Source organism: Mucilaginibacter sp. (assembly GCF_036383575.1).
Taxonomy (GTDB): domain Bacteria; phylum Bacteroidota; class Bacteroidia; order Sphingobacteriales; family Sphingobacteriaceae; genus Mucilaginibacter.
Map to the genome: position 1 here is coordinate 1 of NZ_DASVOB010000355.1, position 13,787 is coordinate 13,787.

At 43.3% G+C, this 13,787-nt stretch carries 12 protein-coding genes; 3 read left to right on the forward strand and 9 right to left on the reverse strand.

From position 1 onward, the window contains the following. The coding region (locus tag VF500_RS12270; protein WP_330859946.1) for a TonB-dependent receptor at window positions 1-1,597 on the forward strand (1,597 nt) is incomplete at its 5' end. A 257-nt stretch (window positions 1,598-1,854) separates the two neighbouring features. Here the strand turns inward: VF500_RS12270 and VF500_RS12275 are convergent. Both VF500_RS12275 and VF500_RS12280 read right to left on the reverse strand, forming a co-directional pair. Further along, window positions 1,855-4,413: a family 20 glycosylhydrolase gene (locus VF500_RS12275; RefSeq protein WP_330859947.1), complete on the reverse strand. Its 2,559-nt coding sequence runs from the start codon at window positions 4,411-4,413 to the stop codon at window positions 1,855-1,857. 240 nt (window positions 4,414-4,653) lie between these two features. Next, the gene (locus VF500_RS12280; protein WP_330859948.1) at window positions 4,654-5,580 is read right to left on the reverse strand and encodes a cobalamin-binding protein; all 927 of its coding nucleotides are present in this window, start codon (window positions 5,578-5,580) and stop codon (window positions 4,654-4,656) included. A gap of 167 nt (window positions 5,581-5,747) precedes the next feature. Here VF500_RS12280 and VF500_RS12285 point away from each other — a divergent pair, with 167 nt between their 5' ends. Beyond that, window positions 5,748-6,371 carry a LysE family transporter gene (locus VF500_RS12285; protein ID WP_330859949.1) on the forward strand — a complete coding sequence of 208 codons (624 nt, stop codon included), beginning with the start codon at window positions 5,748-5,750 and terminating at the stop codon, window positions 6,369-6,371. Between the two features lie 87 nt (window positions 6,372-6,458). Here VF500_RS12285 and VF500_RS12290 read toward each other — a convergent pair whose 3' ends face one another. The 5 genes from VF500_RS12290 to VF500_RS12310 all read right to left on the reverse strand — a co-directional run bounded on the left by VF500_RS12290 (window position 6,459) and on the right by VF500_RS12310 (window position 10,593). Further along, window positions 6,459-7,385 (reverse strand): bifunctional riboflavin kinase/FAD synthetase, encoded by a 927-nt coding sequence (locus VF500_RS12290; RefSeq protein WP_330859950.1) that lies wholly within the window; start codon window positions 7,383-7,385, stop codon window positions 6,459-6,461. A gap of 76 nt (window positions 7,386-7,461) precedes the next feature. Beyond that, complete coding sequence (gene truB / locus VF500_RS12295; protein WP_414688578.1) at window positions 7,462-8,193, reverse strand: tRNA pseudouridine(55) synthase TruB; 732 nt, start codon at window positions 8,191-8,193, stop codon at window positions 7,462-7,464. Between the two features lie 244 nt (window positions 8,194-8,437). Further along, window positions 8,438-9,232, reverse strand: a complete 795-nt coding sequence (locus VF500_RS12300) for an undecaprenyl-diphosphate phosphatase (protein ID WP_330859952.1) — start codon at window positions 9,230-9,232, stop codon at window positions 8,438-8,440. A gap of 97 nt (window positions 9,233-9,329) precedes the next feature. Further along, on the reverse strand, window positions 9,330-9,623 hold the full coding sequence (locus tag VF500_RS12305) for a DUF3098 domain-containing protein (RefSeq protein WP_330859953.1): 294 nt from the start codon (window positions 9,621-9,623) through the stop codon (window positions 9,330-9,332). Window positions 9,624-9,714: 91 nt separating this feature from the next. Continuing rightward, entirely contained in the window at window positions 9,715-10,593 is an 879-nt protein-coding gene (locus VF500_RS12310) for a cell division protein FtsX (RefSeq protein WP_330859954.1), read from the reverse strand. A gap of 419 nt (window positions 10,594-11,012) precedes the next feature. Here VF500_RS12310 and VF500_RS12315 point away from each other — a divergent pair, with 419 nt between their 5' ends. Then, complete coding sequence (locus VF500_RS12315) at window positions 11,013-11,216, forward strand: hypothetical protein (RefSeq protein WP_330859955.1); 204 nt, start codon at window positions 11,013-11,015, stop codon at window positions 11,214-11,216. Window positions 11,217-11,339: 123 nt separating this feature from the next. Here the strand turns inward: VF500_RS12315 and VF500_RS12320 are convergent, their stop codons facing one another. Beyond that, a complete protein-coding gene (locus VF500_RS12320) occupies window positions 11,340-13,088 on the reverse strand; it encodes an ABC transporter ATP-binding protein (protein ID WP_330859957.1) in 1,749 nt (582 codons plus the stop codon). A 200-nt stretch (window positions 13,089-13,288) separates the two neighbouring features. After that, a partial coding sequence (locus VF500_RS12325; RefSeq protein ID WP_330859956.1) for a tRNA pseudouridine synthase A occupies window positions 13,289-13,787 on the reverse strand: 499 nt, incomplete at its 5' end.

Below are 13,787 nucleotides of genomic sequence, written 5' to 3' on the forward strand. Positions count from 1 at the left end.
TAACCGGTATAACGACAGTACATATATTTCGGTGGGGGTAAATGGCGGCTCGTACGGGCTGTTTCATGAAAAGGCAGCAGTGCAATTAAAAACTACCAATTACCTGCTCAACATTAACCAAAGCTTTCAAACCTATCATGGCTACAGGCAAAACAGCGATACGCACCGCAATTACCTACAACTGGCCGATAGCTGGAACTACAGCGGCAAAAACACATTAAAGGCGCTGGGTATTTATTCCGACCTGGCTTATCAAACACCGGGAGGTTTAAACCTTGCCCAATATAATACCGATCCGCGATTAGCCCGTCAGCCTACGCCGACATTGCCAGGGGCTATTCAGCAACATATTGGCATCACTACCAAAATGTATTTAGGTGGCCTAACCAACGAGTACCATTTTAATGACCACCTCCGCAATGTGCTGGCTGTTTTTGGCAACCATGTTGATTTTGCCAATCCTTTTATCACCAATTATGAGCAGAGGAGCGAAAACACCTATGGCTTCCGTACTTACTTTGAGTTAACCGGTGATAAAAAACCAAGCTTAGACTGGAAAGTAGACCTCGGTTTTGAGTGGCAGCAAACCAACTCGCATATTGCTAATTATGGCAATAAAAAAGGTGTAAAGGATACCACGCAAACTATTGATAACATCCACACCAACCAACATTTTGTATTTGTGCGCTATGCCGCCGATGTTTATAAACGCCTGCACATTGAAGCCGCGGTGAGTTTAAATGATTATGGTTATGATTTTAAAAACATATACCCGCTTAATCAAAACAACTTTACTAACCGCAACTTCAGCGCACAATTGATGCCGAGACTGGCCCTGTCATACCAGATCATCAATGCCCTTGCCTGGCGGGCAAGCGTAAGTCGCGGTTACTCCAGCCCTACCACGGCAGAAGTGCGGCCAACCGATAATATTGTGAACACAAGCCTGCAAGCCCAATATGGCTGGAACTATGAAACCGGCTTTCGCCTGCGCAACAGCGATGAAACTTTTATGCTTGATGCATCGGTTTATTATTATCGCTTAAACAACGCCATAGTACGCCGTCTTAATGCCGATGAAACCGAACATTATATCAATGCCGGTGGCACTAACCAGTTAGGTACCGAAGCATCGTTGTACTACTGGATCATCCGTCCGGGTAAATATGGCTTTATCCGCGGGTTACAGTTTAATGAATCGTTCACATACAGCCATTTCAGGTTCAGGGATTATATTGTTACCGGCGCCAACTATTCAGGCAATAACTTAACCGGTGTACCTAAAAACGTATTTGTAAGCAGCGTGCAGATCAGGTTTCCCGAAAGCCTGGCCTTGTTTGTGCAGCATACCTTTACTTCAAAAATCCCGCTTAATGATGCCAGCACAGTATATGCACCAAAATATAACCTGCTACAGGCAAGGGTTAGTTATCAGCCAACCATCGGCCGTAAAACACGTTTTGAAATATTTGCTGCCACAGATAACCTGCTAAACCAAAAGTACAGCCTGGGTAATGATCTAAATGCAGTGGGTAATCGTTACTACAACGCGGCTCCGTTGAGAAATTACTCGGTGGGGATGAATTTTGTGTATTAGATGGCTTATAGTTGATGGTTCATAGATCTTAGTAATGCATACAGCAATGCTATTCGTGCAGACGCTCGGCTCCTGCCGAGTGTCGACGATTTCCAGGCCTCTGGCCTGTGTTCATTGATTTACGCCGGCCAGAGGCCGTGGGATAGCTGCCACTCGGCAGGAGCCGAGCGGCGGCAAATGGATATTATAAAAAAGAGCCCTGTGTTTTGCTGCGCAAAACACAGGGCTCTTTCAGACTTGCAAACCCCAAACTAAACTTACGGATTCAAACTATTATTTCCTCCCTCAGCCACATTACCTCCCCTGCCTTTAGGATCAAATGCACGGAATTTAATAACACCACCATTATAATTAACCGGACCAGTATAAACTTTACTACCGGCATCCGGATCTTTACCATTGGTAGTATACCGGATAGTTAAGCCCGGAAACTCCACATCACTCAGGTATTTACCATCCTGCAAACTGATACCCGGTTTCGGCACACGATAATCATAACCGCCATTGTAATAAGTTAAGCGTGGTAATTCACGTTTGCCTAACACATTCAGAAAGTTTGACCAGGCTACCTGGTATGCCTCTTTACTTTTTGCGGGATCTTTTTCAGTAGCCCAGGCCGGGTCCTGCGCCCATGCACGTTCAGCCAAACCAAGCAAGCGCGGAAAAATCATATAATCCATCCGCTCAGGCCCTTTAACCGTTTCGGCCCAAAGCGCACCTTGTAAGCCTACTATATTGCTTTTACCATAGTCGGTAAGGCGTTGCTTGCCGATAAAGATATTCCTGTTTATCGGGTTGCCTTGTTTATCAACATCGGCATTTTTAAAATAATCGTATGGGATAAATGAATAGAATTTATCGATACCCAAAAACGCGCCCCAATAGTAACCAGGCTCATCAAACGATTTGTAATTGGCCATATCAAAATACAGGTTGGTAACGCAGGTTAGCACAACCTTGTAACCACTATTGGCCAAACGGTAAGCCAGGTCTTCCTGCCCTGCTCCTAACACGTTATTCCAAACGTCAACTTGTAGGTGTTCTTTTGTAAAATCAGGATTAGGTACGTAAGCCGGCTGACCATCCAGCGTGGTTTTACGAAGCGCCATTTCTTCCCATCCCGAAAGCAGGATCCCTTTAGCTTTCAGGATCTCATTAACACGACCGTAGAAGTAATACCAAAGATCGTTGGTGCTTTGTATCTCCGGATGAGTGGCCTTGAGCGATAAATAAGCCGGTGATTTCTCCCATACATTTGCCGGCACCTCATCGCCACCGAAATGAATGGTTGGCAGCGGTGCGCCCGCTTCTTTATAAGTACTGATGAGGTCATTTACCACTGTCTCCACAAAGTTATAGGTTGATGGCAGTGATACGTCTATCACGTTATCGTTCCAATATTGTACTGAGCGGTAGTCCGATTTATCGTTCAGGTCATACAGCAAATATTTTTCAGCTTCTGTCTTTTTGCCTTCGGCCATCAGGCGGTCATAGCGGGCGTTCATTGCTTTGATAGCTCCGCGGGCATGGCCGGGAGTTTCAATTTCGGGCACTACTGTGATATGCCGATCACTGGCATATTTCAGGATCTCAATATAATCAGCTTTGGTATAATAGCCGGTACCAAAAGGATTGTTAACCTCCGGACCAGAACCATGTGATGGCGGCAAATGATGCTTGCTGTCCAGCGTATGGCCTCGTTTTGAGGCAACCGAGGTAAGCTCCGGTAACGACGGGATCTCTATCCTCCAGCCTTCGTCGTCGGTTAAATGCAGGTGCAGCGTATTCAGTTTATACAGGCTCATGGCCTCGAGCAACTTCAACACCTGTTGTTTTGACTGAAAGTTACGGGCTACATCCAACATTACTGCCCGATGGGCAAAACGAGGGGCATCTGCAACCTCTACGCATGGGATTTGTACAGAGGATGGTGTTTTAGCTAAAGCACTCGCCGGGATCAGACTTTTGAACGATTGAATGCCATAATATATGCCTGTACTTGTAGATGCCCGGATAACTACAGCAGATGATTTCACACTTAACTCATAAGCTTCGTCGCCCAAGCCGGCTTTGTATTCAAATGAAATAGCATTAGCGGAAGATTTGCCGGCTTCCTTTTTTCCGAAGACGGCAGCAATATAATTACGCAAAGTCGCAGCTTCTTTACCAAACCGTGCAGCAGCAGAAGAAATTTGAACACCCTGAGTAAACGAAAAACTGCCGTTACCCGCAGTATAACTAACCGGAGTAGGGAAAACTTTCACCAACTGATCGGCAGGGATATCGGCAACTGTTTTATTTCTGTCGTAAACAATTTCGGGGGTTATTAAGCCCTGGTAAGTTGGCTTGTAGGGCGTGATATCATATGAGCCGAAAGAATAGCCTTTTTCAGGGGCATTATCCCAAACCAGGTAAGGACCTTCGGGCGCATCAGTAATATTTACTACAGGATCATCGCACACAAATTCGATACGGGCAGTTTCACCGGGTTTCAAATCTCTAAAACCTGAAGTTGGGGTTATGCTGTACATATCGCCGTTAACCTGTTCAATAAGCGCGTTATTGCTCACAGCCGCTTTGATAAACCCACGGCCCGAATTAAAATAGATCTTCCATCCCCCGGCAGGCAAAACCTCATGGCTTTTGTTGGTGATCACCAATGCAGTGAGGGCTTGATTTTTATTTTGATAGTTATTATCCATTACCTGCCAGTTGAGGTGCAGGTCGGCTATGTTCGGCTTTTTATCGTCATTCATTTTAAAACCGCTGCAAACAAAAACCGCGGCGATAACCATCATCGTAAAAATTTTGTTCATAATTGATCCTGTGCCTGGGAGATAGCAGACAGGTAAATATAATTACTTTTTAAATTATTTTAATAAGTAATTTTAGCAGTGGAGCTGTTATAATTGCTTATCTGTCGCGGGTTTAGCGATAGCGTAACCCGTGACAGGCATTGTTGAAGCTTCCAGCTTCAACCCATTTAATTAAGCTGAAAGCTTAAGCAATACTACACCACAGGTTACGCTATCGCTAAACCTGCGGCAGTATTTTTATTACACCGAGAACTTGATCCATCCTTCGCCTTCATAACCAAATATGAACTGTTTCGGGCGGATAATTTCGGCCAGGATCTCGATGGAATCAACGATACGCGGGCCGGGACGGTTAAAATACTGGTTACCGTCGGCAATGTAAAACCTGTCGTTCTTTACAGCTTTCAGCGATGCAAAACCCGGACGGTCCAAAAGTAGGTTGATCTCACGCATGGTGCGTTCAATGCTGAAGCCGCAAGGCATGACCACAATAATTTCAGGATCCTGCTGCAGGATGTCATCCCACTCAATATATGGCGAATGCTTGCCTTCCTGGGCCAATACAGGTGTTCCACCGGCTATGCTTACCAGGCCGGGCACCCAGTTGCCGGATATCATCAAGGGTTCAAGCCATTCAATACAGGCAACTGTAGGCTTACTATCAATAAATTTCAGTTTGTGTTTAATAATGTCAACACGTTCCTGCAAATTTTCAACCAGGTCGGCACCTGCCTGCTGTACGTTAAGTGCATTGGCAATAGTAGTAATATCATTCAGAACATCATCAAGACTATTGGGCTGCAGCGATATAATCTGCACCTGCTTATCAAGATAATTTTCCAGCGCCTCTTCAACATCTTTTAAGGATACCGCACAAACCTCGCACTGCGCCTGCGTTATTACTACATCAGGAGCGAGAGCTTTGATCTGCTCCCGTTTTACGGTATAAACCGAAAGTGCATCGGCAAGGATCTCCTTCACCTTTACATCAATCTCGGCACTGCTTAAACCATCAGGAAAATTAGCTTCTGTACATACAGGCAACTGCTTTACCGACTCCGGAAAATCGCACTCGTGCGATCGGCCCACTAAATTCTCTTCAAGTCCTAAAGCACAAATTATTTCGGTGGCGGCCGGCAGTAATGAAACTATTTTTTCAGTTGGCATGTTAACAAATTAAAGATTGCAAATGTAAGGAAGATTCTGAACCGGGATTAAACGGATTTGTCAGATTATTGGATTCGATAGCAGCGGTCCGGGATAATCCTAAAATCCCATAAATCATGGTTCAGACATTATTTGCCAACTCCGATTAACACCCTATCTTTGCGGCGATGATATTTTTGACTTTCTTCATCGGGCTCATAGCTAATTTTATAGGCTATATACCACCCGGCAACATAAACCTAACTTTAGTACAGATCACCATAAACCGTGGAATAAAAGAGGCTGTGCGCTTTATAACCGCTTTTTCAGCTGTCGAATTTTTCTTTACTTATTTTATTATGCATGCTGCCCGCTGGCTTTCGGGACAGTTGAAACTGGGTACGATCATTGATTGGATCATGGTAGTACTTTTCGGGGTTATGGGCTACATTACCTGGATCCATCGTAACACACCTCCTAAATCCAATTACTCTGAACATGCCAGTATCAAATATGGTATTTTATTAGGCTTCTTAAACCCTATGCAGGTACCTTTCTGGATGGTGACAGGCACCTACCTCATCACACACGAATGGATCCTTGACGGCCGTGTAGCACTTGTTATTTTTAGTTTAGGCTCGGCGGCAGGCGCGTTTTTATGCCTGTTTATTTACGCCAAATTTGCCAAGTATATCCAGGAGAAATTTGCGCTAAGCAATAAGCTTATCAATACCAGCATAGCGATATTATTTTTCGCCTTTGCTGCATATCATGTTGTGAAACAGATCTATCTATCGTTTTTTAAGCATTAAAACATTGATTTGCTTGATTTAGGGATTGCCTGATATAATCGATACCAAATTCAAGGTAATCTTTAAATCACGAAAATCATGGTTCCTTTAAAATTCAAGACTCAGCACATCCACCTTATCTTGCGCCAGCTGCACTTTCAATTCATCGAGCGATGAAAATTTAACATCACCGCGGATATAATGGTGAAATTCCATCCGGATGGTTTGGTTATAGATCTCTTCGTTAAAATCAAAGATATTCACTTCGATATTGCGGGTAAGTCCGTTAACGGTTGGGCGGCTGCCTATATAGGCCATTCCTTTGTGCTTTTGATCAGCTATGATAACCGTTACCGCAAAAATACCATCGCCGGGAATAAGCTTATATTTCTCTTCAACCACAATATTGGCTGTTGGATAACCGATCTGTCTGCCGATCTGGTCGCCCCGGACAACCTTTCCGGTAATGAAAAAAGGGTAGCCTAAAAAAGCATTAGCCAAATCAATATCGCCACTTAACAAAGCGTTGCGGATGCGGGTTGAACTGATGGCTACTTCGTTGATATCCTGTTCGGGGATCTCTACTACATCAAAACCATAAACAGGGCCAAGGCGCTGCAGGTCTTCAAAACCACCTTGCCTGTCTTTGCCAAAGCGGTGGTCATAACCTATCACTATTTTTTTTGTACCGATCTTATTCACCAGCACATCGCGGATATAGCTCTCCGCACTCTGATTGGAAAAATCTCTTGAAAACGGGGTTATAATGAGATGGTCTACCCCAAGGCGTTCCATGAGCTCTGCCTTTTCGGCAATGGTGGTTATTAGTTTAAGGCTTTCGTCCTCCGGATGTAAGATCATCCGCGGATGCGGAAAGAAAGTAAGGATCACCGTTTCGCCGCCTGTACTTTCGGCCAGTTCCTTAATTCCTGATATAATTTTACGATGCCCGATGTGCACCCCATCAAATGTACCGATGGTGACTACCGCATTGTTTACCGCTGTAAATTCGTCAATATTATTGTAAACCCTCATTATATGAGTAAAACACAAAGTTAATTTTTAGTTGATGGGATTAACAACCGGAGTGTTTGCGCTTTGTAAATTTCTTTTACCGCGCTGTATGTACATCTGATACTTTTAATTCCCTGACGGTATTTACCAGTTCCATCACTTCCCAGGCATCTTCAATTTTGAAATTGCCGCTACGTGTACGCCTTAATTTTGACAGATAAGCCCCGTTACCCAAAGCAGCTCCAAAATCATTCACCAATGAGCGAATATAAGTGCCCTTGCTGCACACCACCCTGAAATCAACTTCGGGCAGTTCAATACGGGTTAGCTCAAATTCCATTATGGTTACATTACGCAGCTTTAGCTCAACATCTTCGCCGCGGCGTGCCTTTTCGTACAAGCGCTCACCATCAACTTTGATGGCGGAGTGTGCGGGAGGATATTGCTGGATGTCGCCGATAAACTGTCCGCAGTTATTACGCAACATTTCTTCGGTGAGTTGGCTGATGTCGAAACTTTTGTCGGGTTCGGTTTCCATATCGTACGAGGGCGTAGTTGCACCTAATACCATGGTACCGGTATATTCCTTTTCTTCGGCCTGGAAAGTATCTATCTGTTTGGTCATTTTACCGGTGCAGATGATCAGCAAACCAGTAGCCAGCGGATCAAGTGTACCTGCATGGCCAACCTTTAGTTTAAGCGGCTTAAACGAATTGCGGAGTTTGCCAACCACATCAAAGCTTGTCCACTGATATGGCTTATTAACCAATAAAAGCTGGCCCTCAACAAATTCCTCTATTTTAGTATACGTATTCTTCAAATCTTCTATTTACCCGGATCAAATTACCCGTTTTCGCAAAGGTACGATTTTAGGATTGATTGAAGGAGAGAGGGAAATTTGCCGGGCGGTCAGTTAACTCACCCCGACGTCGCTGCGCTTGTCACCCCTCTCTGCGCAAGCGCAAAGAGGGAGATTTATTTTTCTGTTTTCTTTACCCTCTTTCCGGCGAAGCCGGAGAGAGGGTGGTCCAGCGAAGCGTAGACCCGGTGAGTCTACTATTCGAGCGAAAAGCCTATATTGCCTGTAACTGGTGTCCGCTCAGCATCAGGCCAATGATTATGGCACCAACAACAATACGATACCAGCCGAATATTTTAAAACCTTTGCGCTCCAGAAAAGTTATGAATGTTTTTATGGCGAGCATAGCAACAATAAATGCTATAATATTACCTATTGCCAAAAGTTTGATCTCTTCGCCTGTAAATATGTGACCTTCCTTATGAAAGTCATAAAGCTTTTTAGCAGTCGCGGCAAACATGGTGGGTACGGCCAGGAAGAAAGAAAACTCAGCAGCTGCGGTACGGCTTAATTTTTGAGTCATGCCCCCAACAATGGTAGCTGCCGAACGCGACGTACCAGGGATCATGGCCAGACATTGGAAAAAGCCGATTTTAAATGCCGTTAAATTACTGATGTCTTTTTCTTCTTTAACCACAGGTTTGTTAAACCACTTATCAACAAACAATAAAATGATACCACCTACAAACAGGGTGATACCCACCACGTAAACGCTCTCGAGCAGGGCATCTATCTTTTTACTAAAAAGCACGCCAAACACAGCTGCCGGTATAAAGGCGATAAACAATTTCAAATAAAAATTAACCGATTGTAAAAACCTTTTCCAGTACAGGATCACTACCGATAAGATAGCGCCCAACTGAATAGCAATGGTAAAAAGTTTAACAAAAGGATCGGCGGCTATGCCCATTATTGATGAGGCAATGATCATGTGCCCTGTCGACGAAACAGGCAAAAATTCAGTTATCCCTTCAATTATTGCAAGGATAATAACGTGGATGAGATTCATTGGAGATTTTAAGGGGTTGAGGTAGAGGTATACGTTATTTACAGCAGATGTGTTTTATTGTAAACAGATCTGCTGTAAAAATGAGCGTAGTAATGTATTAATTAGCCGAAGGCTTTTTAAGAATAGCGAAGAAACCTAAAGCAAAGCCACCCAAAACTACTATTGGGGCGATAACAATTTTGGTGGTACTGTAAATATCGGTAGTGCCCGACATCAGCACAAAGCCGAAAGCAACAACAGCCACGCTGATGATCAGCATACGGTAATTGCTTTTATCAAATATGAATTGTACCGGTTGTGCTGGCGCAGTAGCTTTTGCAGCACCTGCAGTTGCCGGCGAAGCCGCCGCAGCTGTTTTTACAGGAGCGGTTGGTTTAAATTTTTGTGCCATATTTTTTAATTACTGAATTATTGAGTTAATGAATTAGTGATTGCATTATCAAATCTAAAGACTTTGAACTTCCGACTTGAGACTTACAACCTTATCTGTACAGATCGTATATTTTTAAACGTAAAAACTTGTTAACTGCTAAAAACGTGCTAAAGCCGGAGATAAAAATACCCAGTCCAACAACACCTAAAAACACAATGCCAAACTCAGTGTAGTTTTGTAAAAACACCAGATCGGGTACATTATCATAGGCTACATATAAGGTACCTATCAGCAGGATAATGGCGATTAATCCACCTAATAAACCATGCCAGATGCCGTACAGCAAAAAAGGCTTACGGATAAATCCTTTGGTTGCACCAACCAACTGCATCGATTTGATCAGGAACCGTTGCGAGTAAATGGCCAGCCTGATGGTATTGTTGATCAAGGCTACCGAAAGCACCACAAAAATACCGGCGAACGTAAGGATGATCAAACTGATGGTTGTTACATTCTGGTTCATTTGATCAACCAGTGATTGCTGGTATTTAACCTCTTTAATCAAGGGATTTTTAAGCAGTTCGGCTTTAAATTTCTCTATATCCTTATTATTGGCGTATTCAGCTTTCAGGTAAACATCAACCGATTGCGATAGCGGGTTATATCCTAAAAACTTTACGAAATCTTCGCCAAGATCTTTTTGCAGGTTACGGGCGGCAAGCTCTTTACTTACATATTGAGTTTGTTTTACTATCACATTGCCGTCCAGCTGTTTTTGAAGTTGTAGCACATCGCTTTCATGGGCGGCATCGTCAACAAAAATATTAAGCACGATGTTTTCCTTAACATAGCTCGAAATATTTTTAGCATACACCAGTATTAAACCTAATAACCCTACCATTAAAAGCACCATGGCAATACCAAATACAGTTGAAATGTATATGGTTTTTGTTTTTTTAGAGGATGCGCTTGCTTCGAATTCTTCCATTTACTTGCTTTAGATATGGGATGTGAGACATGGGATTTGAGACAACTCTTTCTCTCATGATAACATCATATTTGTGCGAAAATAAGAAACCCACCCTAAAGGTAAAAGTTTATTGCTTATAAATATTGTTTAATAACGCTTTAGCTAAACAGATTTAACATTTATTAACAGCTTACCGTTGATTTTTTTGATTTCGCTGATTACGTTGATTATTTATCTGAACTCGAATTAAACGAATTATATAAATTACAGAATTTGTTTTTGCATTCGACAAATTCCTTAATTCAAAAAATTCCGGTTCAGACAAAATCCACTAAATCATATAAATCCTATCAAATCCTGGTTCAGACAAAATAAAGCTGCAAATTCTGATATAAATCTGGAGTTAAACAAAGCGCCATTGCCGTTGTTGTTAACTTATGACAAAGCCAGCAAACGAAAAAGATAAACCGTCGCCATCAGATACCCCTACACACAGGCCGGCCGATGATGGGCATAAAAGCAAGATACGTAAAGAAGATAAACAATATCATGCCAATAACCCGCATGGAGGCGATATTGCAAAAAAGCATGAAAAAGAAGAGCAGCCGGTTCATTCGGTTAAGAGTGTGCCGAATAAATAAAAGGCGTATTTCACGATGTCATTGCTGTAAGCGATAGCGTGGCAACCGCATACTATACAGGGCGGCCATGCCTCCGTACGATTGCTCCGTTCCTTATAATGACATGGTTTTATATTCCTAAACTCACCTCGCAATCCCTGCCGAATTAAACTGCAGATCATACAACTTGCGGTAATGGCCGTTCTCAATTTTTAGCAGTTCCTGATGGGTCCCCATTTCCATGATCTCGCCGTGGTCAAGTACAATGATCCTGTCGGCGTTTTGGATGGTTGAAAGCCTGTGGGCTATCACTATGGCTGTGCGGCCTTCCATTAATTTATTGATGGCATTCTGGATCAGGATCTCCGTTTCGGTATCTACTGATGAGGTTGCCTCATCCAAAACCAAAATTGCAGGGTTGTACACCAATGCCCTGATAAATGAGATCAATTGCGATTGCCCTGCCGAAAGTGTTGAACCCCGCTCCATCACATTGTAATCATAGCCGCCGGGTAACCGTTCAATAAAATCATGCGCACCAACATCTTTGGCAGCGGCTATAATTTGATCGCGGGTGATGGCAGGATTATTCAGGCTGATGTTATTGGCTATAGTATCGCTAAACAAAAACACATCCTGTATCACGGTAGCTATTTGCGAACGCAGATAGTTCACATCATAATCATGAATATCATGCCCATCTACTTTGACGCAGCCTTTACCTATTTCATAAAAGCGGTTCAGAATGTTTATGGTTGATGATTTACCGGCGCCGGTTGCACCAACTAAGGCCAGTGTTTCTCCGGGCTTGATATGGAAGCTGATGTTTTTCAGCACCCAGTTTTCATCGTTATAGGCAAACCACACCTGATCAAAGCTGATATCGCCCTGTAACCTGCCGGTTTTAAGCGAACCTTTATTTTCGGCCACTTCATCGGTATCCAATACTTTAAAGATCCTGTCGGCACCAACCATACCCATTTGCAGGGTATTAAATTTATCGGCCAGCTGGCGGATAGGCCTGAAGAGCATATTAAGCAGTACAATAAAGCTGGTTATTAAACCCGGGGTAATGCCCTTACCTGATGATGCTATAGTTAACAGTTGACTGTCAGACAGCATCCTTTTACAACCATACCAAACCAGCAAGCCCATACACACTGCAAACAGAATTTCCACCACCGGAAAAAATATCGAATAGTACCAGTTTGAGCGGATATTGGCATCGCGGTACTTCTCGTTCACAGCTTTAAACTTGCGCATTTCCTGGTCTTCACGGGCAAAGATCTGGATCACACTGATACCAGAAATATGCTCGGCCAAAAATGTATTGAGCCGCGCCACCTGGGTACGCACCTCCTGGAACGATGATTTGATGGCTTCCTTAAATACGTATGTTGAAGCAAAAAGGAAAGGCATCGGGATCAGTGTAATCAAAGCCAACTTCCAGTCCTGCCAAAGCATATAACCTATAACCGCCACTACCAGCAGCATATCCCCCATTATGGAGATCAATCCCTCTGAAAAAATATCGGCAATGGTTTCCAGGTCGGATACTGTACGGGTAATGAGCATACCGATAGGCGTACGGTCGAAGTATTTTAACCTTAAACTGGTAATATGATTAAAAATGTCGATCCTTAGATCGCGGATAACGTATTGCCCCAATGCATTGGTTAAATAGGTTTGATAATACTGGGCAATGGTTTGAATGATTAGCTGACCTACCATCAGTTCAACCATAAAAACGAGACCGTTATAGTCGTCATTCAAAATGTTTACGTCCAGCGTGCGCTGGATCAGGATTGGCTGCAACAAAGCATTCGCTGCTATAAAAATGGTCAGGAAAGTAGCTATAACAAACGTTCTGTTATAGGGCTTAACGTAATGCATTACCCGGCTTAGCAGCTTCCAGTCGAGAGCCTTTCCGGTTACGCCTCCCCCACCTCCTGAAGGAGGTGCTTGCTTAGTGCCCCCCTTGCCCCCTAAAGGGGGAGTATCTTGCTTATTATTTTTTATGTCTTCAGCCACTATATCAAATGTAAGGTATAATTATAAATCTTAAAATTCCATTCTCCGCTATTGCTCCTCCTTTAGGGGTTAGGGGCTAACGGGTACGGATATTTCACCTCCGTTAAATACAATCCACAGGCAGGTACACTGGTACCGGCGTTTGAGCGGTTTTTACTTTCAATAATATCGCGGATGCCTGCGGGTTCCATTTCTTTTTTGCCAATCATCATTAACGTACCCACAATGGCACGTACCATATTGCGTAAAAATCTATCGGCAGTAATATGGAAAACAATACCGTTATCAGTTTGCACCCATTCAGCACGGGTTATTTTACAGTTATTGGTTTTTACCTGCGTGTTTGATTTACTAAAACAGCTAAAATCAATATACTCCATCATGATAGCCGCGGCCTGGTTCATCAGTTCAAGGTCGGGCACATCGCGCAATTGCCATGAAGCCCCCTGTAAAAAAGGATCTTTATTAAAGTGGATATGATATTGGTACGAACGTGCCGTAGCATCAAACCGGGCATGTGCATCTGCATGTACAGGGATAACGTTTTTTATGGCGATGTCT

Bases quoted from the DNA above. Each gene is read 5' to 3' on its own strand.
- VF500_RS12290 (WP_330859950.1), bottom strand. From the start codon at position 7,385: ATGAGGGTTTACAATAATATTGACGAATTTACAGCGGTAAACAATGCG.
- VF500_RS12285 (WP_330859949.1), top strand. From the start codon at position 5,748: ATGATATTTTTGACTTTCTTCATCGGGCTCATAGCTAATTTTATAGGC.
- VF500_RS12275 (WP_330859947.1), bottom strand. From the start codon at position 4,413: ATGAACAAAATTTTTACGATGATGGTTATCGCCGCGGTTTTTGTTTGC.
- VF500_RS12280 (WP_330859948.1), bottom strand. From the start codon at position 5,580: ATGCCAACTGAAAAAATAGTTTCATTACTGCCGGCCGCCACCGAAATA.
- VF500_RS12310 (WP_330859954.1), bottom strand. From the start codon at position 10,593: ATGGAAGAATTCGAAGCAAGCGCATCCTCTAAAAAAACAAAAACCATA.
- VF500_RS12315 (WP_330859955.1), top strand. From the start codon at position 11,013: ATGACAAAGCCAGCAAACGAAAAAGATAAACCGTCGCCATCAGATACC.
- VF500_RS12305 (WP_330859953.1), bottom strand. From the start codon at position 9,623: ATGGCACAAAAATTTAAACCAACCGCTCCTGTAAAAACAGCTGCGGCG.
- VF500_RS12300 (WP_330859952.1), bottom strand. From the start codon at position 9,232: ATGAATCTCATCCACGTTATTATCCTTGCAATAATTGAAGGGATAACT.
- VF500_RS12320 (WP_330859957.1), bottom strand. From the start codon at position 13,088: ATGCATTACGTTAAGCCCTATAACAGAACGTTTGTTATAGCTACTTTC.